This is a genomic window from Frankia sp. Cppng1_Ct_nod (assembly GCF_920656135.1).
Classification (GTDB): Bacteria; Actinomycetota; Actinomycetes; order Frankiales; family Frankiaceae; genus Protofrankia; species Protofrankia meridionalis.
The window spans coordinates 23,414-48,548 of the sequence record NZ_CAKKTK010000001.1; the positions used below are offsets into that span (position 1 = coordinate 23,414).

The 25,135-nt window shown below is 68.0% G+C and carries 20 protein-coding genes and 1 pseudogene; 9 read left to right on the plus strand and 12 right to left on the minus strand.

The annotated features are described in order from the left end of the window. Positions 1-430: 430 nt before the first annotated feature. The 3 genes from NBW77_RS00115 to NBW77_RS00125 form a co-directional block, all read right to left on the minus strand. Positions 431-1,459: a M56 family metallopeptidase gene (locus NBW77_RS00115; protein WP_131746785.1), complete on the minus strand. Its 1,029-nt coding sequence runs from the start codon at positions 1,457-1,459 to the stop codon at positions 431-433. Continuing rightward, complete coding sequence (locus NBW77_RS00120; RefSeq protein ID WP_131746864.1) at positions 1,456-1,941, minus strand: BlaI/MecI/CopY family transcriptional regulator; 486 nt, start codon at positions 1,939-1,941, stop codon at positions 1,456-1,458. Before NBW77_RS00120 ends, NBW77_RS00115 begins: the two co-directional genes overlap by 4 nt. A 252-nt stretch (positions 1,942-2,193) precedes the next feature. Beyond that, positions 2,194-3,138: a cytochrome c biogenesis CcdA family protein gene (locus NBW77_RS00125; protein WP_250279104.1), complete on the minus strand. Its 945-nt coding sequence runs from the start codon at positions 3,136-3,138 to the stop codon at positions 2,194-2,196. Between the two features lie 79 nt (positions 3,139-3,217). Here NBW77_RS00125 and NBW77_RS22665 point away from each other — a divergent pair. Next, a pseudogene (locus NBW77_RS22665) lies at positions 3,218-3,427 on the plus strand (TlpA disulfide reductase family protein); the annotation flags it as partial. A 26-nt stretch (positions 3,428-3,453) separates the two neighbouring features. Here NBW77_RS22665 and nicT read toward each other — a convergent pair. The 4 genes from nicT to NBW77_RS00150 form a co-directional block, all read right to left on the minus strand. Then, entirely contained in the window at positions 3,454-4,599 is a 1,146-nt protein-coding gene (gene nicT, locus NBW77_RS00135) for a Nickel transporter NicT (protein ID WP_175324704.1), read from the minus strand. Between the two features lie 290 nt (positions 4,600-4,889). Then, positions 4,890-5,198: a heavy metal-binding domain-containing protein gene (locus NBW77_RS00140; protein WP_131746867.1), complete on the minus strand. Its 309-nt coding sequence runs from the start codon at positions 5,196-5,198 to the stop codon at positions 4,890-4,892. Positions 5,199-5,391: 193 nt separating this feature from the next. After that, the gene (locus tag NBW77_RS00145; protein ID WP_131746786.1) at positions 5,392-6,051 is read right to left on the minus strand and encodes a TetR/AcrR family transcriptional regulator; all 660 of its coding nucleotides are present in this window, start codon (positions 6,049-6,051) and stop codon (positions 5,392-5,394) included. A 130-nt stretch (positions 6,052-6,181) separates the two neighbouring features. Further along, positions 6,182-7,738: a type 1 periplasmic-binding domain-containing protein gene (locus NBW77_RS00150; RefSeq protein WP_131746787.1), complete on the minus strand. Its 1,557-nt coding sequence runs from the start codon at positions 7,736-7,738 to the stop codon at positions 6,182-6,184. A gap of 1 nt (position 7,739) precedes the next feature. Between NBW77_RS00150 and NBW77_RS21965 the strand changes: the two genes are divergently transcribed. Beyond that, a complete protein-coding gene (locus tag NBW77_RS21965) occupies positions 7,740-7,871 on the plus strand; it encodes a hypothetical protein (RefSeq protein ID WP_284346864.1) in 132 nt (43 codons plus the stop codon). 343 nt (positions 7,872-8,214) lie between these two features. Here NBW77_RS21965 and NBW77_RS00155 read toward each other — a convergent pair whose 3' ends face one another. The 3 genes from NBW77_RS00155 to NBW77_RS00165 all read right to left on the minus strand — a co-directional run bounded on the left by NBW77_RS00155 (position 8,215) and on the right by NBW77_RS00165 (position 10,665). Beyond that, complete coding sequence (locus tag NBW77_RS00155; protein WP_250279105.1) at positions 8,215-9,156, minus strand: hypothetical protein; 942 nt, start codon at positions 9,154-9,156, stop codon at positions 8,215-8,217. A 352-nt stretch (positions 9,157-9,508) separates the two neighbouring features. Beyond that, entirely contained in the window at positions 9,509-9,943 is a 435-nt protein-coding gene (locus NBW77_RS00160; protein WP_131746789.1) for a VOC family protein, read from the minus strand. Positions 9,944-10,311: 368 nt separating this feature from the next. Then, positions 10,312-10,665 carry a YbjQ family protein gene (locus NBW77_RS00165; protein WP_131746790.1) on the minus strand — a complete coding sequence of 118 codons (354 nt, stop codon included), beginning with the start codon at positions 10,663-10,665 and terminating at the stop codon, positions 10,312-10,314. A gap of 398 nt (positions 10,666-11,063) precedes the next feature. On the opposite strand from NBW77_RS00165, the gene NBW77_RS00170 reads away from it, so the two are divergent. Next, entirely contained in the window at positions 11,064-11,438 is a 375-nt protein-coding gene (locus NBW77_RS00170; RefSeq protein WP_131746791.1) for a TetR family C-terminal domain-containing protein, read from the plus strand. 123 nt (positions 11,439-11,561) lie between these two features. On the opposite strand, the gene NBW77_RS00175 is transcribed toward NBW77_RS00170, so the two are convergent. After that, positions 11,562-12,248 (minus strand): MBL fold metallo-hydrolase, encoded by a 687-nt coding sequence (locus NBW77_RS00175; protein ID WP_131746792.1) that lies wholly within the window; start codon positions 12,246-12,248, stop codon positions 11,562-11,564. A 240-nt stretch (positions 12,249-12,488) separates the two neighbouring features. Here NBW77_RS00175 and uvrA point away from each other — a divergent pair, with 240 nt between their 5' ends. Next, positions 12,489-15,407, plus strand: coding sequence for an excinuclease ABC subunit UvrA (gene uvrA / locus NBW77_RS00180; protein WP_131746793.1), 2,919 nt, complete (start codon positions 12,489-12,491; stop codon positions 15,405-15,407). A gap of 113 nt (positions 15,408-15,520) precedes the next feature. Here the strand turns inward: uvrA and NBW77_RS00185 are convergent, their stop codons facing one another. Further along, positions 15,521-15,934 carry an SsgA family sporulation/cell division regulator gene (locus tag NBW77_RS00185; protein WP_131746794.1) on the minus strand — a complete coding sequence of 138 codons (414 nt, stop codon included), beginning with the start codon at positions 15,932-15,934 and terminating at the stop codon, positions 15,521-15,523. A gap of 472 nt (positions 15,935-16,406) precedes the next feature. Here NBW77_RS00185 and uvrC point away from each other — a divergent pair, with 472 nt between their 5' ends. The 5 genes from uvrC (at position 16,407) to NBW77_RS00210 (ending at position 24,702) form a co-directional block, all read left to right on the plus strand. Beyond that, complete coding sequence (gene uvrC, locus NBW77_RS00190; protein ID WP_250279106.1) at positions 16,407-18,620, plus strand: excinuclease ABC subunit UvrC; 2,214 nt, start codon at positions 16,407-16,409, stop codon at positions 18,618-18,620. Next, positions 18,617-19,489 carry an RNase adapter RapZ gene (gene rapZ / locus NBW77_RS00195; protein WP_131746795.1) on the plus strand — a complete coding sequence of 291 codons (873 nt, stop codon included), beginning with the start codon at positions 18,617-18,619 and terminating at the stop codon, positions 19,487-19,489. The genes uvrC and rapZ overlap by 4 nt, the downstream gene beginning before the upstream one ends. Beyond that, on the plus strand, positions 19,486-20,640 hold the full coding sequence (locus NBW77_RS00200) for a gluconeogenesis factor YvcK family protein (RefSeq protein WP_165486076.1): 1,155 nt from the start codon (positions 19,486-19,488) through the stop codon (positions 20,638-20,640). Before rapZ ends, NBW77_RS00200 begins: the two co-directional genes overlap by 4 nt. 5 nt (positions 20,641-20,645) lie before the next feature. Further along, on the plus strand, positions 20,646-21,632 hold the full coding sequence (gene whiA / locus NBW77_RS00205; RefSeq protein ID WP_502799404.1) for a DNA-binding protein WhiA: 987 nt from the start codon (positions 20,646-20,648) through the stop codon (positions 21,630-21,632). A gap of 283 nt (positions 21,633-21,915) precedes the next feature. Beyond that, a complete protein-coding gene (locus NBW77_RS00210) occupies positions 21,916-24,702 on the plus strand; it encodes an aconitate hydratase (RefSeq protein WP_131746797.1) in 2,787 nt (928 codons plus the stop codon). Positions 24,703-25,135 lie beyond the last annotated feature (433 nt).

Here is a 25,135-nt window from a genome sequence, read left to right on the forward strand (position 1 = left end):
GGACGTGTTGTTCCAGGCGGAATCGGGCGACCGTGCGCCGCCACGGGGATGCGACAAGCACACACCCGACTATCTACTATCACGGATAGTAGGATCATGTGGAGGAGGTCGACCACGGGTGTCCGGCACGGCTGCGGCAGCCCCACCCGGCTACCCGGGTAGCTCTCCCAACCTCACGATCGAGGGAGCAAACGGATGGACCGAAAGGGATGGATAGCAGCGGTCACCATGGGGGTCGCACTCGCGGTCGGTGTCCCCGTCGGCGCCGCTGCTACCAGCGGGAGCTCGACGCCCGCGTCACCGCAGGCAACGGCAGACGCCGCGACGATGCCCCGCCACTGTCAGCAGCAGATGTCCTCACATCCTGATGGGCGGATGCCGATGATGGGCGGCTGATCGACCGGATGGCGCTCCGGGGCGGGGGGTCCGGTCAGCCGGTGGGTGGTCGGCCGGTGGGTGGTGTGACGGTGGGTGGTGTGACGGTGGGTGGTGTGACGGTGGGTGGTGTGACGGTGGACAACGGGCAGTAGACGGCGTGGGTGGCAGCCAGCGCCGGACCGGCGGCCACGACCAATGGGGTCAGGAGCAGCACGGCCACGGCTACCGTGCCGAGGCCGGTGCGGGCAGCACCCAGGGGATGGGCGGGGCGCAGCAGGCGGCGGACCCGTCCCAGCGCGGTCTGGCCGCCGGCGGCCAGACCGGATGTGGGGCTGCCGCCGCCGGCGAGCGCGGCGAGTGCGGCGGCGATGGAGAGCCGTTCATGTCGGCGGGATGCCGCGTCGTCGGCGGCCAGTTCCAGGAGCCGGGCGACCTCGGCGCGTGCTGCGGTGAACAGGGGCACGAGCGGGAACGCGCGGGCGCATGCGTCGGCGCCGGTGAGGACGAGGTGGTGTCGCCCGGTGAGGTGTGCCCGTTCGTGGGCGAGGACCGCGTGCAGCTGGTCGGCGCTCAGTGTCTCGACCGCGGCGCTGGTGAGGACGATCCGCCGGGTGCGGCCGGGTAGGCAGTAGGCCGCGGCCGTGGGGTGCGGGAGGACGACCGCGCCGAGGGCGGGGGCGGGACGGGCGAGTAGGGCGAGTGTGTGGGCGTGCGTGCGGCGTGCGCGTCCGGCCCGGGTGAGGGCGGATGTGGCGCAGAAGGCGACGCGTAGCAGCAGGGTGGCGGTCAAGGTCAGTCCGGCGCCGGCGATCCCAGCGCCGCCGGGGGTGGCGTAGGAGTGTTGCAGCGACATCACGCAGGCGCGTAGCCATGCGGCGATATCACCGCTGATACGCGCGGAGGGCACGGCGAGTGCCAGCCCGGCGAGTGCCGTCGCGGCCAGCACCGACAGTGACAGCGCCTGCCACAGGCAGATCGCGAGTCGCGGCGCCTGGTCGGTCCAGGACGCGCCGCGCAGCAGCCGGGGTGCGACCGTGGCGAGCACGGTGGCGTAGGCCAACAGTGCCACCGCGACCGTCATGCGGTTTCCTCCCTCTGCCGCCTGGTCCTGTCGCCGTCCGCAGGCCCGGTCCGAGGAGTCTGCGGCCCGTCCACCGGGTCCCCGACGCGGGGTGTCGTAGCCCCGGAGCTGTCTTGGCTTCCGGCGTTCCCGCTGGTGTGGGCGAGAGCGTCGCGCAGCAGCCGGGCTTCCTGCGGCGACATCTGCTCCACGAAGTGGATTAAGGTCGTGGCCCGGTCGGTACTGGCGGCGAGGGCCTCACCCATCAGGTCCGCGCTGCGGGCCTCCCGCGAGCGCACCGGTTCGTAGAGGTAGGCCCGGCCGGCGAGCTGGCGGCGTAGCCATCCCTTGCGGTGCAGGTTGTCCATCACCGTCATCACCGTCGTGTAGGCGATCTGCCGCTGCTCGCGTAGATCTTCATACACCGCCCGGACCGTCCGCGGGCTGCCCGCCGACCACAGCCGGTCCATGACCACCGCCTCCAGCTCACCCAGCCCGCGCATGTCCGCAGCCTCCCCACCGCCGGTCCCGACGGATGCCCGACCCGCCGACCCGCCGGCCCGTCGTGCCCTCCCGACCGGACCGGGCAACCATCCACCTACGATCGTTGATCGTAGGTTATGGGACCGGCGGCCCGCTTCACCCGGACTGCTTGGCGCACCCGACCCCGGCCTGATCCCTACCGCGTTGTCTGATCCTTACAACGGTGTCTGATCCTTACAACGGTGTCTGATCCTTACAACGGTGTCTGATCCTTACAACGGTGTCTGGAAGCCGCTGATCAGTCCTTGCATCCGAACGATCAGCTCGGTCCACAGTCCGCTGACCTGTAACAGTCCGACGACAACGAGCATGATCCCCCCGAGGTGCATGATGGTCGCCGAATGGCGCCTGACTGCGGCGAACACCCGGACGGCCCGGTCGAAGGCCACCCCGGCGGCGATGAACGGCAGGCCCAGGCCCAGGCTGTAGGCGAACGACAGCAGCGCCCCCCGCCCGGCGGTACCGGCGTTGAACGACAGGCTGAGTACCGCGGCCAGGGTCGGCCCGATGCACGGCGTCCAGCCGATCCCGAACAGCACCCCCAGCAACGGTGCACCGGCCAGCCCCGCCGCCGGCCGGTAGCGGATCCGCACGGTCCGGCCCGCCCACGGCAGCCGTTCCAGCAGCCCGGCGAACATCAACCCGAGCAGGATCGTCACACCGCCGAGCACCCGGGTGATCACCTGCTGGTGGATCAACAGGAGGCGGCCCGCCCCACCGAACGCGGCTCCGTAGCTGACGAAGACCGCCGAGAAGCCCAGGACGAACAGCACACCGCCGACCAGCATGCGGCTGCGCCGCCACCACATCGTCAGCGCTCGGGTGGATGAGGGCGCGGCCAGCGGTGCTGCGACGGCGCCACCAGGGTCCGGGCCGCTGGTCCCGGTGCGGCCGGGTTGGCGGGCCTCGGCGCCGCTCAACCCGGTGACGTAGGACAGGTAGCCGGGAACCAACGGCAGGCAGCACGGCGACACGAACGAGATCACACCGGCGGCCACCGCAATCGGGAGCGCGACCAGCAGCGACCCGGACAGCACCACCGACCCCACCTGGCCACCCGCCGCCAGCACCATCCGCCCACCTCCCGCACCGACCCCATGGCCTCGCCGCGCGCCGCCGGCCTCGACGACCCCTTCGACCGGCCGTAGAAGCAGCAACCACTATCCGGCATAGTAGAGATATGCGTCTGCGGGGCGTCCCCGTGGTGTCCGCGATCGGACTCGCCGTTCTCGCCGGGTGCGCGAACCACGACGTGGTCGACCTGTCACCGGGCGGTCTCGGTTTCGTCGCCCAGGCGCACACCGCCACGGGTGCGATCCCATCCGTCTCGACGCCCTGCACGGCCGGCCCGTGGTCATCAACGTGTGGGCGTCGTGGTGCGCGCCGTGCCGAGCCGAAACCCCGGGGCTGGTCACGGTGTACCACCAGACCCACCCGCAGGGGGTGGCCTTCCTCGGTGGCGCCGGCCCGGATCAGCTTGCGGGTTCGACCTGGCCGGCCTCGTGGACGGTGGCGGACCATTTCTCCTCGATCCGGCCGTACTTCCACACCAGTAGCGCGACCGTCCAGGTGACGACGAACAGGCCGACGATGAAGTAGCCGACGATGTTCAGGTCGAGGCCTGAGATCCAGTCCCAGAAGCCGCCGGTGAGGTGCGCTTTCGCAGCGAGGATGCCGAGGAGCTCGATGCTGCCGATGATGAACGCGACCGCCACTGACAGGCCGGTGATAGTGATGTTGTAGTAGACCTTGCGGACTGGTTTGGAGAAGGCCCAGCTGTAGGCGAAGTTCATGAATGAGCCGTCGATGGTATCCAGCAGGCTCATGCCGGCGGCGAACAGGATCGGCAGGACGAGGATGGCGTACCAGGGCAGCCCGCTGCTGGCGGCGCCGGCGGCGAGGAACAGCAGGGCGACCTCGGTGGCGGTGTCGAAGCCCAGGCCGAACAGCACTCCGAGGGGGTACATCTGCCACGGCGTGGTGATTGCTTTGGTGAAGCGGCCGAGGAACCGGTTCATCAGTCCGCGGGAGTTGAGCTGCTCTTCGAGGGCGACTTCGTCGTAGTGGCCACGGCGCATGTCCCGGAACACGGTGACGATGCCGATCAGGATGACGAGGTTGATCGCGGCGATGAGGTAGAGGAAGCCACCGGAGACGGTGGTACCGATCCAGCCGGTGACGTTGTGCAGGGTGGAGCTGTCGTCTTCGACCTGCCCGGCGAGGGAGCGGACGCCGATGCTGAACAGGAACGCCAGTCCGAACACGATCGTCGAGTGGCCGAGGGAGAAGAAGAACCCGACCGATAGCGGCCGCTGCCCGTCGGCCATCAGCTTGCGGGTGGTGTTGTCGATCGCGGCGATGTGGTCGGCGTCGAAGGCGTGGCGCAGACCCAGGGTGTAGGCAGTGACTCCCAGTCCGACACCGAATACCTGGCTGTGGGCGCCGAAGCGGTAGTGGTGCGGCGCGATGATCGCTACCAGGCTGAACCAGCCGACCACATGCAGCCCGACGATGACCGCGGCCATGGCGGCAACCGTGGCCCACTCCCGCGGCCCCAGCGCGCCACGAACCCGCTGGTAGAGCGGTACACCGGACGCGGTGCCGGCTTCGACGGCCATGGTTGTCCCCCTCGCGTTTCCCACCCGTCCGTGCCACGCTCCCGGCCGGAGGCGTGCAGGCTGGCGTTCGACACTAACCGGCACATAGACGCTTCTGCAAGATTTTCGCAGTAGCGTAGTTATCGCAGGCTTGTCCGCTGTGCCGGGCCGTCCACAGGCCACGGCCCGGCGCAGCGGACCGCGAGCCGGTGCATGGGGCTGTCACCTGGATGCGCGAGGTGTTCCTCGCGTGTAAGCGTTGTTAGCGGCAGCCCTTCCCGGGCCAAGGGGCGATTTTGTTACGGTATGTCCTACCCCGCCCGCGGCTGGACTCCGGATCCGCCGAGGCCCGGGCGTACCCGACCGCGGTCCCGTCCGCCCAGCTCACGTGCGTGCTCGACCAGCCGCTCCAGCGCGGTGCGGCGGGCGGCGTTCACGACCTCGGTGTACCGCGGTACTTCACCCGCACGAAGCGCGCGCAATCCCCCGGTGACCGTACCGACGCTACGGACGATCAGCCTCCAGGACAGGCCCAGGGTCCGCTCGACGGTGAAGCCCGGAAGGTCGAACGTCGTGGAGATCGGCAGATCGATGATCGAGTCCTGCGGAGTCGGTGTCATACGGGTATGCGGACATTCCGCAACCTGGGTCACACCCTCCGGTAGTGCGGTGGACTCACCGGTTCCCGTCGCTGCTTTCGGCCATGGAAGCAAGTGGACCGCACCTGGACCGTCTTGGATAGATCCATATATACAAGAGTCGTCGTGGCTGATCCGATCATTTTTTCGGGACGACCGGCTCGCCGGCGATCCGTCAGATCGCGAGTGCGGCGAGGATGAGGCCGAGACCGTCGTGGAACTGCGTTTCCATCGGCTCGTCGAAGTGGTCGGCGACCGCGGCGAGGTGGGGGTAGCGGCTCGCGGCGGAGCTGACCGCGGTGGCCGGGGTGACCGGAACCTCCAGCCCTTTGCTGGCGATGGTCGCGGCGGTGTGCCGGGCTTCGGTGAGGGCGTGACCGAGCGTGTAGAAGAGCAGGGTCGCGAAGGCGTTCGCTGCGTCCCGGTCGGGCATTCCGGCGTCACGCAGCAGGCCGATCGCGTGGTTGGTGCGTTCCCAGCTGGCTTCACCGCCGGGTGGCCGGCGCAGGACGATCGGCGCGAGGGTGGGATGCCGCAACAGTGACCGGCGCAGTTGCGCGAAGGTCTCGCGGAGGTCGGCCCGGGGGTCGTCGGTGTGGGGGAGGGGTTCGTCGCCGCGGACCACCCGGTCGGCGAGGGCTTCCAGGAGCTCGTTTTTGGTACGGAAGTGCCGGTAGACGGCGGTGGGGTCGATGCTCAGGCGGGCACCGAGAGCGCGCATGCTGAAGCCGCCCACCCCGCCGATGTCGACGATCTCCATGGCGGTGTCGAGTAGGAGCCCGCGAGACAGCGTCCCGCGGGGGGTGCGGGTGTGGCGGGGCGGTGTCGTCTCCACCGTTCTCCTCCGGTAGGGCCGTGCCGGCTCTCCTCCCTGACTCTACAGTGTAGTCAACGCTGTTGACGTCATCTCGCCGTCTGTATTCGATCTTGATGTTCCCGGCTGCCTCGTCACGGTGAGGAGTGGCTCAGCCGCCCTTCCGGCAGCCGGTAAAGGCGGGCGCCGTGCCGGGAAAATCCGTGACGGACGGGAAGGACCAGTCGGTGAAATCCAGTTTGCGGATCATAATCAGCCGGTTCGCCCCGCCGCCGAACCCGTTGAAGCTGACGTAGCCGCTGGCCCCGGGAATGCATGTTCCGTTGAGAACGGTCCTGAGATTGTCCCGTAATTTTTGGCTCCCCTGGTCGTCGGACAGGTCCGCCGACGAGTTGATGAGCGCGTCGGCGAGTTTGCGGGTGAGGACCGACGTGGCATCGAAAGCCAGCATGACGTGACCGGAGATCAGGCCGGGATTATTGTCGTAGATTTCCTTCCACTTTTCGGGGAGGTAGATTTCCCCCCGTTTTTGGGTGAGTGGATTCTTCAGGTAGTCCGGTGGTATTTCCTTGATCCGTGAGAGGCCGAAGTCGGCGAAGTAGAATGGATGCCTTCCGGCGCGGTTCGTACCGATCTCGGTGTCGTCCGTCTCCAGCTCCATGGCGTCGTCCCCGGCGATGATGGGCATGGTGGGGTTGTGTTGCCCGCAGTCCGACTGGTCCAGGGCGTAGAGGGCGTCGAGGAGGATGTTGACGTTGGTGGTCCGACCTGTGTAGATGAGCAGGTTGGGCAGCTCCTGCTCACACTGGCGCTTCAGGGCCTGGATGAGCTGGTCCTCTTCGCTCCCGCCGTGGGAACCGGCCGTTGCCGTGACGCCGTCCGCGGATCCGGGAAAGGGGATGACAGCCGGCTTCCTGTCGACCAGATCGCGCTTCCGCAGTTCGTCGCCGACGTCCTGGGCCAGGTTATCGCTGTAATTGTCCTGATAGTTCTCGACGGCGCCTTCCACGATCAACGGCCGTAACGGCGCGTCGGTGGACACTTCGCTGATTTTTCTGTCCGCCACGGCGTCGGCGATCGCCTGCGCCTCCTCCCTGTTGGTCGGGCCGACCCGGAAGTACCAGGGATAGCGGCGTTTCCCCGCACTGTCCGGTGCCGTGAGGATGTCGTCGGAAGCTGTGGAGGAGACGATCGGGATCCGCGTCGTGTCGTTCAGGAACTCCACGGCTTTCTCGGCCGGGCCCACGCTCTGGAAGAAGCCGAGTACTCCCACCAGGCGATGATCCTGTCGGGCGGCGCGGTCGATCTGCCGTGCGACGACATCCGCATAGCCGGACTGCCAACCCACATTCGCGACCAACAGCCGGATGACCGGTTTTTTCGTCCCGGTCGCCTGGTTCTCTTGCACGGCCGCGCTGTTCCACGCCGCCTGCGCGAGCATCGCTCCGCGCAGTTCGTTCACCCCGCCCTGCCCCAGCGTCCCGGGGGAGTATCCCTGCCCGCTGGAACCGGTACCGGTCAACGGCGCGGCGACAACCACGGTGTACAGGGGAAGCCCTGACCCGGCTACCTCGATGTTCTGCCTGGCGATGTCGCTGAAAAGACTCTCCAGGGCTGTGCTGTCGGTGCCGAAGCGGTATCCGCCGTCACTGAAACCGATGCACTGGGTCCCCTGCCGGTCGACCCAGGTCTCGGTCGGCAGTAACAATGTGACCGACCTGGATGGCGTGCACCGCGACACGGAAGAGGGCGAGGAGAGCGCCAAGCTCCTGATCAGCCATCCCAGAGCAATGCAGCCGGCCATCAAGACCACTGTCATGACCGTCGTCCAGGACCGGTGATTGTCGACGAAGGATCCCAGGCGGGTCCGGCGGCTACGGCCCCGGTTGCCATCCGGCGTATCCGTATCCGTCGGCGAGTTGTCCACACCCGCTGCCATTCTCGGTGCTCCGTCCCCTTTGCCGTCCGGGTCCGACTGCCGTCCGGGTCCGGCGTTCTGGACGCCGTATCCCACGCCCGGAAGCCGCCTGGGCATTATCGGCCATCGTCCGGACAGCTGGGCAGCGGGTGACGGTTTCCCGACCGCGGGGCCCATCATCGATGTCCGGATCCGGCGTCGAAAGCATCGCCGCCGCCTGACCGGCCGTTGCGGAATGACAAACGTCAGGGATGGTCGGGCCATGGTCAGTCGGGTCGTCGGTTTTCCCCGCGGATCGAGCCGCCCACCTCTGTGATCTGCCCGAGTATCGGCATGGAGATCCCGGCCCGGTGCAGCAACCCGATAACGGTGACGCTGGCCAGTGTGGTCAGCATCGGGGCCACCGGGCCGAGTTTCACGGAGAACGCGGTCAGCGCCACCATTCCCGCTGCAGCCATCCCCGCCGCCGTGATAACCGCCCACTGGCGTACCCGTGACCGGGCGGTGACCGGTGTCATGGCGGATTGCGGGTCCGGCAGGTCGTGCCACCGCCCGTCGATGAGGAGCTTCAGGGCCACGTTCAACTGTCCGACCAGGTCCGTGAGGGTGGAATCTGTCGGTGTGACCGTCCGCAGCTGCAGTTCCCGCAGGCCGTCCGCTTTCACCCGGCTCACCCGGAGCGTCTCCGCGCGCACCGCCGGGGCAAGTCCCCGCCACGCGAGGGGGATGCGTTCGACGAGTATCGCCGCCCGCTCCAGATCCGCCGCGATCTCTCCGCGGAAGTCCGTCTTCTTCCAGCGTTGTCGCGGGTGGCTGCTGTCGGTGGACCGGGAATTCGGCGTCAGTTTCTCAAGAATTGTGAAGATCTGGATCGCCGCACGGCTTTCAGGCCTGCCCCGCCCCGTCCACAACCCGGTCGCGGTGAACATCAGATAGGCCAGGACGACCCCGGCCTGGACGGCCGCGAGTATCCAGGGGCGCGTCGCGAACGGTAACGCCGGGTCCGCGTTCAGCAGTGCCACACCCGCCAGCAGGACGACACTGCCCAGCCCGATCCCGACATCCCAGCGGCCACCCGGTCGGGACCGGCGTCCGTCGAGATCTGTCAGGAGCACGGCGAGCACCTCACTGTCAGCGGGGTTGAGTGAGGTACACCGCATGATTTCCGCGATCTGTTCCTGACGGTCCCCAGCCCTGCCCGCAGCCACGACCCATCTCCTCCCACCGACCCGGCGTTGCGGAGTGCACCGATTTTGCCAACGTTGGTGCCTTGCCGGGCGGCGCCTGCGTCGAGGTGGTAGCCGTTCCGCAACGGTGGCGAGGTGCACCTGACCAGCCAGAATGCGATTTCTCCAGGATCATGATCTGGTTGAGGTGGGTGCACCTCTTGCGTGCAACATACTTTGTGGGCCGACGGGCTGGAACTCGTCGGCGATGACGAGCGGCTGGTTCATACGACCGCGTCCGGACCCTCCTGGTGTTGGGGAAGCTTCAGCGCAGCCGCGGCACGCCTCGACAGCGGAGCCACTTCCAGGAGCAACAGATCCGGGAAAGGACGAGCTACGGGTTACTGAAGTCGGGGATGGTGATCGAGCCGTTCTCCGCGAGTAGAAAGCCCGGGTTATGCGCGATCTCCCAGGCATGGCCGTCGGGGTCGGTGAAGACCCCCGCGTAGCCGCCGTAGAACGTCCCGGCCGCAGGACGGGTAACCGTGGCCCCCGCCCGCTCCGCCGCCGCGAGGACATCGTTGACCTCTGCCTCGGAGCGGACGTTGTGCGCGAGGGCGACACCGCTGAAGCCACCCGCCTGCTCCTCGGCGATGCCGCAGTCGCGCGCGAGCTTGTCACGGCCCCAGAGGACCAACGCGATGCCGCCTGCCTGAAAGAACGCGGTCTCTTCGACCTCTTGGCCCTGCCAGCCCAGCCGTTCATAGAAAGCCCGAGCGCGCTGTACGTCGGTGACACCCAGTGTGATCAAGCTGATGCGCTGCTCCATGGCCGGAGGCTACTGGCTGCCACCGTCCGGCACCCGCTTCGGTACGGAGGACGCGGGCACTGACATGTGCTACGCGGTTTTCCACGCTCCGGTTCCCCGGGATTTTCCCGCCGGGTGGCCGACGTGCCAGGCCTTGTGGACCGGGCACCGGTAGGCTCTGAGCCATCGTGCGCCGCTGCGCTTCTGAATGGCGATGGCTGCCGTTATGGCATCGGCCTGTGTCCTATAGATGATCTTTTTGCACTGGCTGTCGCGCCTCATCCGGTCGCCCCGATCAGCGCGGCCGGCTTCGCCACGCCCATCCCAGGCGTGAAGACGACCTCCTGTCGCTTGCGGATACCAGCGGACCCACGGCTCATGGACCGGTCTCAGAGCGGCCGGACGACCACCGCGGTGCCATAGGCGATGATTTCGGCAAGGCCGCCGCCGACATCCGAGGAGTCGAAACGGACACCGAGGACGGCGTTGCCACCCAGCTCACGTACATGCGTGACCAGCCGTTCGAGCGCGGTGTGGCGCGCCGCGTTCACGACCTCGGTGTACTGCGGCACTTCGCCCGCGCGCAGTGCGCGAAATCCCCCGGAGATGCCCTTGACCGTGCCGACACTACGGACAATCAATCCCCAGGACAGGCCCAGGGTCCGCTCGATGGCGAAACCCGGAAGGTCGAACGTCGTGGAGATCGGCAGATCGGTGATCGAGTCCGATGAAGGTTGAGTCATGCGAAGATTTTGCCATCCCGATGCGCAGTGCCCGTCCGCGTGGTGCTTCTTCGGCGGGCGGCACGGTCGTTGTGGCGGGACCGGCCGATCCGTGATCTTTGGTCCTGTAATGAAATGCAAATAAGATAGTCAACGATGTTGACGACCACCTGTGTACTTTTTGATCTTCAAACAACAAAAACAAAACCCCACCCACAAAAACCCAAGGATCAACTACTTACCATAAAACCCATCCCCATGGCCGGTAGTCATCCCGTTTTTGAGCGGAGTGCGCTTCCGGGGCTACCCGTTCCTGGCGGGCCTGTCCGAGTCCCGCCAGGAAGGCCGCGGCAGAGCAGGGTCACGCTTGGCCATCAGGTCACAGAACTCGCGGACGATACGGGCTGGATCGCTCATTAGTGGGCGGATACCACCAGCGGTGGCGACGCTTCGCGCGTCTCCGGCACGGCCTCCCGGGATTCCTCGACGCGTCACTCCAACCCAGGGTGCAGCGCATCCTGCTGATCGACGGACCGGCCGTCCTCGGCTGGCGAGAATGGCGAGCGATCGAGGAACGCTACGGACTCGGCGCGATCCACGCCATCCTCGACCTCGCGGTGGCGGAGGAAACCATGCCAGCCCAACAGCTCAACGCTCTCGCCCATATCCTGCTCGCCGCCGTCGACGAGGCGGCCCTGTTCATCGCCAGCGGTGACGACCCGGTCTCCGCCAAAGACCAGGCCGTCACCACCATGGACCAGCTACTCACGGGACTGAAAGTCAATCACCGCTAGGACCGCCAACGACCATGTGATCGTTACCAGAACCGGGAAGTGACCGCATGCGACCATCGGTCTCGTACAGCTGCCCAGATCATCGCGGACGACCACGAACCGGTGTCGAGCCCGAGATGTGGGTCACCAGCCGCGTGCGCGCCATCCGGCCAGGTGGGGGCGTTCCGTGCCGAGGGTCGTGTCCCTGCCGTGCCCCGGGTAGATCCAGGTTGTGTCGGGTAGCGGGCCGAAGACCTTGCGCTCCAGATCGTCCATGAGCGAGCGGAACATCGCGGCGTCCCCGAATGTCGTGCCGGGCCCGCCGGGGAAAAGGCAGTCACCCGTGAACAGGTGTGGCGCTTCAGTACCCGCGTCGTAGAGCAGCGCGATCGATCCGGGGGTGTGCCCGACCAGGTGGATGACCTTCAGCGTGGCCGCGCCGACCCGCACCTCGTCGCCGTCCGTGACCCGGGTCGTGGTCGGCACCGGAATGACACCGGCGTCGTCCGGATGGGCCACCGTCCGCGCCCCGGTCGCCGACACCACCGCCTCCAGTGCCTGTACGTGGTCGCCGTGGCGGTGACTCGTCACCACGGTGGCAAGCCCGGCATCGCCGACGAGGCCGAGCAGGGTGTCGGGTTCGTTCGCGGCGTCGATCAGAAGCTGTTCGCCTGTCACGGGGCATCGCAGCAGGTAGGCGTTGTTGTCCATCGGCCCCACCGCGACCTTGGTGATCGTCAGCCCCGGTAGCGTACGGGTATCGGCCGGCCCGCCGACACGTACCGCCCCGGTGTAGCCGTCGCCGTCGATCTCGCGTCCCACGCGTCCCATCGTTCCTCTCCCGGTATCGGGTTCTGTCGTGTTCATCGTCCCCCGGATGCCGGCCCGGGGCGCCGCGACCCGTCAATGATCCAACAGCGATGAGCTGAAAACGGTGATGGATGTCCGGCGGCGGGAACCGGCCGCTCCGAAGTTGTCGGACCCCGTCCGTAGCATGGCACTCGCCGCGGACGTGCCGTTCGGTTCGTGGCATGACCCGTCACATCCGAGTAGACCGCGAAGGATCCTCCGATGGCAGACCGTCTTGTCGTGCGCGGCGCGCGAGAGCACAACCTGCGCGACGTCGACCTTGACCTGCCACGGGACGCGCTGATCGTCTTTACCGGCCTGTCGGGTTCGGGAAAGTCCAGTCTCGCGTTCGACACGATCTTCGCGGAGGGGCAGCGACGCTACGTCGAGTCGCTGTCGGCCTATGCCCGCCAGTTCCTCGGCCAGATGGACAAGCCCGATGTCGACTTCATCGAAGGTCTGTCACCGGCCGTTTCCATCGACCAGAAGTCGACGTCGCGTAACCCTCGCTCAACCGTCGGGACGATCACCGAGGTCTACGACTACCTGCGGTTGCTGTTCGCGCGGGCGGGCCGGCCGCACTGCCCGAAATGCGGCCGGCCGATCTCCCGGCAGACCCCGCAGCAGATCGTCGACCGTCTGCTCGAGCTTTCCGAAGGCACCCGCTTCCAGGTGCTCGCCCCGGTCGTGCGGGGTCGCAAGGGCGAGTACGTCGAGCTGTTCGCGGACCTGCAGGCGAAGGGTTTCGCCCGCGCACGGGTCGACGGTGACGTCATCGCGCTCACCGACGTACCCAAGTTGGAAAAGCAGCGTAAGCACACGATCGAGGTGGTGGTCGACCGGTTGGCGGCGAAGGCCTCCGCCAAGCAGCGGCTGACCGATTCCATTGAGACGGCGCTCGGTCTCGGGGGCGGTCTCGTCCTGCTCGACTTCGTCGACCGTGACGCGGGCGACCCCGACCGCGAGCGGATGTACTCCGAGCATCTGGCCTGCCTGTACGACGACCTGTCCTTCGAGGAGCTGGAGCCGCGGTCGTTCTCCTTCAACTCCCCGTACGGTGCCTGCCCGCAGTGTTCCGGGCTGGGTACCCGTAAGGAGGTCGACCCCGAGCTCCTCGTCCCCGATCCGTCGCTGTCACTCGACGGAGGGGCGATCGCACCCTGGTCCAACGGTCACAACAAGGAGTACTTCACCCGGTTGCTGGAGGCGCTGGCGAACGATCTCGGCTTCCGGATGGACATCCCCTGGGAGGGGCTTGCGGAACGGGCCCGCAAAGCCGTGCTGTACGGACGAGGCGAGACCGAGGTCCAGGTCGCCTACACCAACCGCTACGGCCGCCAGCGCCAGTACTACACGGCGTTCGAGGGTGTGGTCGCGTTCCTGCAGCGTCGGCACCGGGAGGCCGAGTCGGACAGCAGCCGCGAGCGCTACGAGGGCTACATGCGTGACGTCGCCTGCTCGGTCTGCCGCGGCGCCCGGCTCAAACCCGAGTCACTGGCGGTGACGCTGGGCGGTCGGTCGATCGCCGAGATCGCCGGTATGGCCATCGGGGAGTGCGCGCGGTTCCTGCACACGCTCGAGCTCAGCGACCGGGAACGGACGATCGCCGGCCGGGTCCTCAAGGAGATCGACGCGCGGCTCGCGTTCCTGCTCGACGTCGGGCTCGACTACCTGTCGCTGGACCGCGCGGCCGGCACGCTGGCAGGTGGTGAGGCGCAACGGATCCGGCTCGCCACCCAGATCGGGTCCGGGCTGGTCGGCGTCCTCTACGTCCTCGACGAGCCCTCGATCGGCCTGCACCAGCGGGACAACCGTCGTCTCATCCAGACCCTCGTCCGGCTCCGGGACCTCGGTAACACCCTGATTGTCGTCGAGCACGACGAGGACACGATCCGCGCCGCCGACTGGGTGGTCGACATCGGACCCGGGGCCGGCGAACACGGCGGGAAAGTCGTCGTGTCCGGCCCGGTGGACGCGCTGCTCACCGAGGAGTCCTCGATCACCGGGGCGTACCTGTCGGGCCGCCGGGAGATCCCGGTGCCCGACATCCGGCGGCAGCCGACCAAGGGCCGCGCGCTGACCGTCCACGCCGCCCGTGAGCACAACCTGCATGACGTGACGGTGTCGTTCCCGCTCGGCTGCTTCGTCGCCGTCACCGGCGTCTCCGGTTCGGGAAAGTCCACCCTCGTCAACGACATCCTGGCCGCGGTGCTCGCGAACAAGCTCAACGGCGCCCGGGAGGTGCCGGGGCGGCACCGGACCGTCACCGGACTCGACCACCTCGACAAGGCCGTCCGGGTCGACCAGTCGCCGATCGGGCGTACCCCCCGGTCGAACCCGGCCACCTACACCGGAGTCTTCGATCACGTTCGCAGGCTGTTCGCCGAGACGACGGAGGCGAAGGTCCGCGGCTACCTACCCGGGCGGTTCTCCTTCAACGTCAAGGGCGGCCGGTGCGAGGCCTGCGCCGGGGACGGCACGATCAAGATTGAGATGAACTTCCTGCCGGACGTGTACGTGCCGTGCGAGATCTGCCACGGTGCCCGCTACAACCGGGAGACCCTGGAGATCCACTACAAGAACCGCAGCATTGCCGAGGTCCTCGACATGCCGATCGAGGAGGCCGCGGAGTTCTTCGCCGCCGTCCCGGCGATCGCCCGGCACCTGCGTACCCTCAACGATGTCGGTCTCGGCTACGTCCGCCTCGGCCAGCCGGCACCGACCCTTTCCGGCGGGGAGGCGCAGCGGGTCAAACTCGCCGCCGAACTCCAACGGCGCTCCACCGGGCGCACCGCCTACGTGCTGGACGAACCCACGACGGGCCTGCACTTCGAAGACATCCGCAAACTCCTCGGGGTTCTCGGCCGGCTGGTGGACGCCGGCAACACGGTCATCGTCATCGAGCACAACCTGGACGTCATCAAGACGGCGGACTGGATCATCGACATGGGTCCGGAGGGCGGCACCGGCGGCGGCCGGGTGGTTGCGCAAGGGCCACCCGAGGTGGTCGCCGCCGCCGAGGTTAGCCACACCGGTCTGTTCCTGCGGGAGATTCTCGGTTCGCGGGTGGACACCCCGGTGTCGGCCACGCCGTCACCCCGCGTTCCGCTGCGGCGTTCCGCGGATGCCGTGGCGGGCTAGCGCCGGGAGGAGCGATCGTAGCTTCGCTCGCGCCTCCGGTGGTCGCACCGGAGGCCACGCAGACGGTCCATGCCGGCTGGGCGATCGGCGACCGACCGGCATGGATCCCTGGGTCAGGTACGCAACATGTCCGCGAGCACGGCTTCCAGTTCCTCCTCGGGACGTTCTTCGCCCCGCGGCACAACCCGTTCGGTCGCGTCGAGGAACGCCCGTGCGGCCTCGATGTCCAGCCGGACGACGGAGTGCAGTTCACCGGAGGACAGGTCGAGGCGCACACAGCCACGATCGGGTTCCGGTGTGATCCGGACGTCGCCGCCACCGGTCGGGATCTCCAGGCCGGCACGCAGCGCATCGCGCAGTACCACCCAGGTACCGCGCGGTAGCGCGGGGTGGTCGGGTCGTGAGATGAGGTCCAATGTCACAGCGAGCGGGTCGGCCCGTCGCCAGTTCACCTGGAGCACGGTCAGGCGCCCGCGGGACGGTGCGTCATCGACGATCAACTCGGTGGTCACATCCTCCACCTGCATGCGTCGTGCCTCCTTCGTCGTCCTGCGACGCTGTGCACCGCGGTATCGAGGGTGACAGCCAGTCAGGCAAGATGCCACTCGGACAGCGTGAAGGGACTTGTTCGGGACCAGACGGGACAAGGTCGGCGCCAGCCATCCAGTGTCTGTTCCGGGGGTGTCGCCGCGGAGATGTCGCGGGGTAGGTGCCCGCAGCCCTGGTTGTGTCGGCCACCAGGGCCATCCGCCTTGGAGCGCTCGACGGATCATGCTTCGCACACCGCTCATGGTCTCCGAGCATGGACCCTGATGCCGCCTGCCGCAGGACGCCATGAGCGGTGTCCCCGCAGCTGTGAGATATGCCCGAACAGGCCTGTCCCAGGGCTCCCTCGCATCGCAGGTCAGAGCCACCCCGCAAGGTTGAGCGCGCAGCGTGGTGAAATGGTTACGTGGAGGCATTGTTCTGTGGCAATCCGGCGCGCCGTAGGCTCAGTTCATGGCTGATCCGGCGTCCTACCGTCCCGCGCCGGGATCGGTTCCGCAGACCCCCGGCGTGTACCGGTTCTCGGACGAGGACGGTCGCGTGATCTACGTGGGCAAGGCGAAGAACCTTCGCGCCAGGTTGTCGAACTACTTCACCGATATCCACGGCCTCCACCCCCGCACACAACACATGGTGACGACCGCGAGTTCGGTGGACTGGACCGTCGTCGCGACGGAGGTCGAGGCGCTCCAGCTCGAGTACACGTGGATCAAGGAATTCGATCCCCGCTTCAACGTCCGCTACCGGGACGACAAGAGCTACCCGAGCCTCGCCGTCACGCTGTACGAGCAGTTCCCGCGCCTGCAGGTGATGCGCGGCCCGAAGCGGGCCGGCGTGCGCTACTTCGGTCCCTACGCCCACGCATGGGCCATCCGGGAGACCCTCGACCTACTGCTGCGCGTCTTCCCGGCCCGCACGTGCAGTGCCGGTGTGTTCAAGCGTGCGGGTCAGATCGGTCGTCCCTGCCTGCTCGGCTACATCGACCGGTGCTCGGCGCCATGCGTCGGCCGGGTCGACGCCGCCGAGCACCGGCGCATCGTCGAGGATTTCTGCGACTTCATGTCCGGGCAGACGGGCCGCCACGTCCGCAAGCTCGAGCGGGAGATGGGCGATGCCGCGGCCGGGCAGGACTACGAGCGCGCGGCCCGGCTGCGCGACGACGTCGGCGCGTTGCGCCGAGCCATGGAAAAGCAGGCTGTCGTCCTACCCGACGGCACCGACGCCGACGTCATCGCGTTCGCGCAGGACGAGCTGGAAGCCGCTGTCCAGATCTTCTACGTGCGCGGCGGCCGGGTCCGCGGGCAGCGTGGCTGGGTCGTCGACAAGATCGAGGAACTCACCACCGGGGAGCTGGTCGAACAGTTCCTCACCCAGGAGTACCTCTCGGGTGGCGTTACGGACGTCCCGGCACGCGCTGCGCACACCGCCCCCGATGCCGCCCCCGATGCCGCCGCCGGTGAGATCCCGCGGGAGGTGCTCGTCCCGGAACTCCCACCGGACGCGGACGCCGTCACCGAGCTGCTCAGTACCGCCCGCGGCAGCCGGGTCGACCTACGGGTTCCCCGTCGCGGGGACAAGCGGACCCTGATGGAGACCGTCGAGCGCAACGCCCAGCAGGCGTTCACCCTCCACCGCACGAAACGGGCCAGCGACCTGTCCGCACGCAGTCGGGCGCTGTCCGACATCCAGGACGCGCTCGGCCTCGCCGACCCGCCGCTGCGGATCGAGTCGTTCGACATCTCCAACCTGCAGGGCACCGACGTCGTCGCCAGCATGGTCGTCTTCGAAGACGGCCTGCCCCGCAAGTCGGAGTACCGGCGGTTCGCCATCCGTGGGGTCGACGGGCAGGACGACGTCGCGAGCATGCACGAGACGATCAACCGACGCTTCGGTCGTTACCTTGCCGAACGGGCCCGCTCCGGGGACCTCGCCGGTCCGCCGGAGTCCCTGGAGCAGCCGGAGTCGGGTAAACCTGAAGCCGGCGCGGAGGCGTCCAGCGGACCGCTGGACCCCACGACAGGCCGGCCGCGGCGCTTCGCCTACCCACCGAACCTCGTCGTCGTCGACGGCGGCCCACCACAGGTCGCCGCGGCCCGCCGCGCCCTCGACTCACTGGGCATCGACAGCGGCCCCGGCGGGGTCGCTCTGTGCGGGCTCGCCAAGCGCCTCGAAGAGGTGTGGCTGCCCGGCGAGGACGATCCGGTGATTCTGCCCCGCAGCAGTGAGGCGCTCTACCTGCTGCAGCGGATCCGGGACGAGGCCCACCGGTTCGCGATCGCCTACCATCGCCAGCGGCGGTCCAAAGGCATGGTCCGCTCGGTTCTCGACGAGGTGCCCGGCCTGGGGGAGACCCGCCGCAAGGCGCTGTTGGGCGCCTTCGGCTCGCTTGCCCGAATACGCGAGGCAACGGTCGACCAGATTGCCGAGGTTCCGGGAATCGGCCACCGCACGGCACAGGCCGTGGTGGACACGCTTGCCCGGACGGGCCCGGGATCCGTCGACGCCACCCCGCCCGCGGTCGACCCGATCACGGGCGAGATCCTTCAGGCTGACGAATCCGCGCCGGCAAGCCAACCCGCACCGGTGCGACCCGGATCCACCGCAACTCGTGTCCGCACCCGTGATCCCGGTTCCGATGCCACATCGACATGGGGTGCTTCCACATGACGTCCGTCGTGCCGCTTGAACTCACCATCATCACCGGACTGTCCGGCGCGGGTCGTAGTACCGCGGCCAAATGCCTGGAGGACCTCGGCTGGTTCGTCGTCGACAACCTCCCGCCGACGCTGCTGGCCACCATGACCGAACTCGGGCTGCGTTCCCAGGGCGCGGTCAACCGCATCGCCGTGGTCGTGGACGTCCGAGGCCGTGCCTTCTTCTCCGACCTGCGCACGACGTTGAACGTCCTCGAGGCTCGCGGAATGCATCCGCGGGTGGTTTTTCTGGAGGCCTCGGACGAGACACTGGTCCGCAGGTTCGATCATGTCCGCCGGCCGCATCCGCTGCAGGGCGACGGTCGCGTGATCGATGGCATCAGCCATGAACGGACGTTGCTTGCGGAGCTGCGCGGTGAGGCGGATCTGGTCCTGGACACCACGGACCTCAACGTCCACGAGCTACGGGCGAAGATCGACGCCGCGTTCGGCCAGCCGACGGCAAATCGTCTGACCGCGACAGTGGTCTCCTTCGGCTACAAGTACGGTCTTCCACTGGATGCTGATCTTGTTGCCGACTGCCGGTTCCTGCCGAACCCGCACTGGGTGGAGGCGCTGCGGCCGTTCACGGGCCGCGATCCAGATGTCCGTGACTACGTCCTCGGACAACCCGGGGCGGCGGAGTTCGTCGAGCAGTACGCGGCACTGCTGCGGCTGGTAGGGGAGGGGTATGTGCGTGAGGGCAAGCGGTACCTGACACTCGCGGTCGGATGCACCGGCGGCAAGCATCGTAGCGTGGCCGTATCCGAGCAGCTTGCGGAACGGCTCGCGGGCGACGGCGTCGGTGTTCGGGTGGTTCACCGGGATCTGGGGCGGGAGTGAGCGGTACCGGACCCGCGGTGGTGGCCTTCGGCGGCGGTCACGGCCTGGCCGCGTCGTTGCGTGCGCTGCGACGCATCACCCGCGATCTCACCGCGGTAGTGACCGTTGGTGACGATGGAGGATCCTCGGGTCGCCTGCGGGTCGAGCTGGGAGCGCTGCCCATGGGCGACCTGCGTATGGCACTGGCCGCTCTCGCTGATACCGATACCTGGTCGTCCACCTGGATGGAACTGTTCCAGCACCGGTTCGGTGGTGACGGATCGCTGGCCGGTCACGCGGTGGGCAACCTGGTGCTCACCGCCCTTGCCGAACGCCTCGCCTCCCCGGTTGCCGCGCTCGACCTCGCCGGCCGGCTGCTGGGGGCCGCTGGGCGCGTGCTGCCGCTGTCCGACGACGGCATCGACATCGTGGCGGAGGTCGCCGGGCTCGATCCACGCCGGCCGGCCGCCACCGTCGAGGTTCGCGGCCAGGTGGCCGTGGCCACCACGTCAGGTCGGGTCGTGAACCTTCGCCTGGAGCCGGCGAAACCCGCCGCGTGTCCACAGGCGCTGGAGGCCGTCGAGCGCGCCGACTGGGCGGTGTTCGGCCCAGGTTCGCTCTACACCAGCGTGCTGCCCCATCTGCTGATGCCCGAGATGATCGAACGGCTGTTCGGTTCGTCCGCTCGCCGGGTGCTGGTCCTCAACCTGGTGCCCCAGCCGGGTGAGACCGAGGGGTATCCGCCGGAGGAGCATCTGAAGGTGATCGGGACGCACGCGTCGGGGTTGTCGTTCGACATGGTGATCGCCGACTCCGATGCGGTAACCGAGTCGGCCGTGCTTGTCCGCGCCGCGGCCGACCTGGGGGCACGCCTGCTTCTGGTGCCTGTCGCGTATCCCGGTGAGCCGCGTCATGACCCGGGGCGGCTGGCGGCCGCGTTCCGCACGGTGTTCGAGACTGCGCTGGACGACGCGGCGTCACTCGACGTGGCAGTGGACCGCGCGATGCCCGGTGACGGTGTTCTTGGTGACGAGCTGTTCGGGGACGGCCGGCTGCGTGAGGACGTCGAGCCGTCCAGTGACGAAGTGATGTTTGGTGACGAGGTGGTATCAGACGATGAGGTACGCGGCGAGTCCGCTACCGCTGTCTGGGCCCGTGAAGGTGAGGAATGATTCGCGTGGCCGCAATGACTGCCACCGTGAAGGACGAGCTCAGCCGACTACGGGTGGCGAAGCCGTGTTGCCGGAGGGCGGAGATGGCCGCCCTGTTGCGTTTCGGTGGCGGCCTGCACATCGTGCGTGGCCGTATCGTTGTCGAGGCTGAACTTGATGCCGGTGCCACTGCCAGGCGGCTCCGCCGTGAGATCGCCGAGGTCTTCGGCTTCCCGTCGAGCATCGCGGTTCTCGCCGCGGGCGGGCTGCGCCGTTCCGTCCGCTACATCGTCCGGGTGGAGCGTGACGGTGAGCAACTGGCGCGGTCGACCGGCCTTCTCGACCAACGCGGCCGGCCGGTACGTGGGTTGCCGCCGCAGGTTGTCACCGGTGCCTCCTGCGACGCCGCGGCGGCGTGGCGGGGGGCTTTCCTGGCGCATGGTTCGCTGACCGAACCGGGACGGTCGTGTTCGCTGGAGATCACTTCTCCCGGCCCGGAGGCGGCACTCGCACTGGTGGGCGCGGCTCGCCGGCTCGGTGTCGCGGCCAAGAGCCGGGACGTGCGCGGTGTGGATCGGGTGGTGATCCGGGATGGGGACGCCATCAGCGCGCTCCTGACCAGGATCGGCGCCCACGACAGCCTGCTGGCCTGGGAAGAGCGGCGGATGCGCCGTGAGGTGCGGGCTACCGCGAACCGGCTGGCGAACTTCGACGACGCCAACCTGCGCCGTTCCGCCCGCGCGGCGGTCGCGGCAGGCGCCCGGGTTCAGGCGGCGTTGCGGATCCTGGGGGACGACGCGCCGGGGCACCTGCTGGCCGCTGGACGACTGCGGCTCGAGCACGCGCAGGCGTCCTTGGAGGAGCTGGGCGCGCTCGCGGACCCGCCGTTGACGAAGGACGCGGTGGCCGGCCGTATCCGGCGGTTGCTCGCCCTGGCCGACAAGAGAGCCCATGCACTCGGGTTGCCGAACACGGAGGCGAGTGTCTCCCCGGACCTTCTGGAGAACGCCTGAGACGCCGCCGGGCGTTCTGAACGCCCGGCGACGCATACTTTCGGTCATCACATGTCTGCGGTGTGCCGCCACACTTCGAGTGGCCTCGCGTGCGTGTCGGTTGATCCTCTGGTATATCCTTAGCAATCCTAAGTAAATAGGATATTGCTGGTCCCGGCTACGGTTGGCCGGGAAACTCCTGGCCCGGTGGCGTGATCATCGTCCTTCTCGCGTCACCGGAGGCCTCGAGGAGCCCAGGACGAATGCCAGGATGGTCCGCGAGGGAACGCGGCGAGGAGGAGATATGGACAGCTTCGGCAGCACAGGTCATCTCAAGGTAGGTGACCACACGTATACGATCCGCCGACTGGACGCGGTTTCCGGAGCCGACCGGTTGCCCTACAGTCTGCGCGTCCTGCTGGAGAACCTGCTGCGCACCGAGGACGGCGCCAACATCACCGCCGACCACGTCACCGCGCTCGCCTCCTGGGACCCGGCCGCCGAGCCGAGCCAGGAAATACAGTTCACCCCGGCCCGGGTGATCATGCAGGACTTCACCGGCGTGCCGTGTGTGGTCGACCTCGCCGCGATGCGCGAGGCCATGGTGGCGCTCGGGGGCGATCCTGCGAAGATCAACCCGCTGGCGCCGGCCGAACTGGTGATCGATCACTCGATCATCGCGGACGTCTTCGGCCGGGCCGACGCCTTTGCTCTCAACGCGGAGCTGGAGTTCGGTCGCAACCGCGAGCGTTACCAGTTCCTACGGTGGGGTCAGGCCGCCTTCGACAACTTCACGGTCGTGCCCCCGAACACCGGGATCGTTCACCAGGTCAACCTGGAGTACCTCGCCCGGGTGGTCTTCACCAAGGACACCGCCGACGGCCGGCTCGCCTACCCCGACACCCTGGTCGGCACGGACAGCCACACCACGATGATCAACGGTCTCGGTGTGCTCGGCTGGGGCGTCGGCGGCATCGAGGCCGAGGCCGCCATGCTCGGCCAGCCGGTCAGCATGCTCATCCCGACCGTGGTCGGCTTCAAGCTCACCGGCGAGCTGCCGCCCGCCACCACCGCCACCGACCTCGTTCTCACGATCACCGAGAAGCTGCGCAAACACGGCGTGGTCGGCCGTTTCGTCGAGTTCTACGGCGAGGGCGTGGGCAACGTCCCGCTGGCGAACCGGGCCACGATCGGCAACATGAGCCCGGAGTACGGCTCCACCTGCGCGATCTTCCCGGTGGACGCGGAGACGTTGGCCTACCTGCGGCTGACCGGCCGTCCGAAGGAGCAGGTCGACCTCGTCGAGGCGTACACCAAGGAGCAGGGCCTCTGGCACGACCCGAGCCACGAGCCGGTCTACACGACCACCCTCACCCTCGATCTGTCCACGATCGAGCCGTCACTGGCCGGGCCCAAACGCCCCCAGGACAGGGTGCCCCTGCGTACCGCCAAGCCCGGGTTCCGCGCGGCGCTCGCCGACTACGCGAGTCCGAGCGTTCTCGCGGACGGCGGGGCGGACGAGGCCAGCGCCGAGTCCTTCCCCGCGAGCGACCCCGCAGCCGCGTTCGCGGACAAACCGGGCGACGCGCCGGTGTCGTCCAACGGCGTCGCCGGTGACCTCGGCGGGCGCCCGTCCAACCCGACCCGGGTGACGCTCGCGGACGGCACCAGTTTCGAGATCGACCACGGCGCGGTCGCGATCGCTGCGATCACCTCGTGCACCAACACCTCCAACCCGCAGGTGATGGTCGGCGCGGCGATCCTCGCCCGCAACGCCGTCGAGCGCGGGCTGACCCGCAAGCCCTGGGTCAAGACCACCCTGGCGCCGGGTTCCAAGGTCGTCATGGACTACTACGAGCGGGCCGGGCTCACCCCGTACCTGGACAAGCTCGGCTTCAACCTCGTCGGCTACGGCTGCACCACCTGCATCGGCAACTCCGGGCCGCTGCAGGACGAGATCAGCCAGGCGGTGAACGCGGCCGACCTGGCCGTGGTCAGCGTCCTGTCCGGCAACCGCAACTTCGAGGGCCGGATCAACCCGGACGTCAAGATGAACTACCTGGCGTCCCCACCGCTGGTCGTCGCCTATGCGCTGGCCGGCACGATGGACATCGACCTGGCCAACGACCCGCTGGGCACCGACACCGCGGGTAACCCGGTCTACCTACGCGACATCTGGCCGAGCGAGGCCGAGGTGGCCGCGGTGGTCGGCGACGCGATCCGCTCGGAGATGTTCACCGAGGACTACGGCGACCTGTCCGGCGACAAGCAGTGGCAGTCGCTGCCGATCGGTGACGGAGGCGAGGTGTCCCAGACCTTTAACTGGGCACCTGACTCGACCTACGTGCGCCACCCACCGTACTTCGAGGGGATGGCGGCGACGCCGGCGCCGCGCCCGGACATCGTCGGCGCCCGGGTGCTCGCGCTGCTCGGCGACTCGGTGACCACCGACCACATCTCGCCCGCCGGATCCATCAAGCGGGATTCGCCGGCCGGCCGCTACCTCGTGGAGCACGGGGTGGAGCCGACGGACTTCAACTCCTACGGGTCCCGGCGCGGCAACCACGAGGTGATGATCCGCGGGACGTTCGCCAACATCCGGCTGCGCAACATGCTGGCTCCGGGCACCGAGGGCGGTGTCACCCGGCACCTGCCCGACGGCGAGCAGCTGGCGATCTACGACGCGGCGCAGAAATACGCCGCCGATGGGGTGCCGCTGGTGGTGCTCGCCGGCAAGGAGTACGGCTCGGGTTCGTCGCGTGACTGGGCGGCCAAGGGTACGGCCCTGCTCGGCGTCCGGGCGGTGATCGCCGAGTCCTACGAGCGGATCCACCGGTCCAACCTGATCGGGATGGGCGTCCTGCCGCTGCAGTTCCCGACCGGGCAGTCCGCGGCGTCGCTCGGCCTGACCGGCGAGGAGACGTTCACCATCGTCGGGCTCGCCGGCGTCGACGAGAAGACCCCGACGTTGCTCGTCCAGGCCGACGACAAGCGGTTCGACGCAGTCGTCCGCATCGACACGCCGGGGGAGGCCGAGTACTACCGCAACGGCGGCATCCTGCCCTACGTCCTGCGGTCACTGCTGTCCTGAGCCCGCGGGGGTAGTTCAGGGGTAATTCGAAACGATCTTTCGAGCTTTGTGCGATCAACGAGAGCATTCTCGGCACACAAAGCTCGAAAGATCGTTATTAACGATCGTCGGACCAGCGGTGACGTGGTGCTCAGCGCCATTTATCCAGATGCTGGCAACCAGTTCACCCACCTCGACCTGCGCAAGAAGGGCTTCGTGCCCTGGACGGTCCGGGAGGCATGGCTGATCAACGCGCCCACGCCGAACCACTACGTCGATATCACCGAGACGTTTGACCGCAAGATAGCCGCCGCCCGGGCACACCAGAGCCAAGTCGGCAACAGGCCCAACCTATATGGCGAGCTGTATAAGACGACTTCCCGGAAAAGGGGGCGGTGCGCGGGTGGACCCGGACGGGCGGTGCGTCAACAAGTGGAAAGGACGTCGGGCGGTG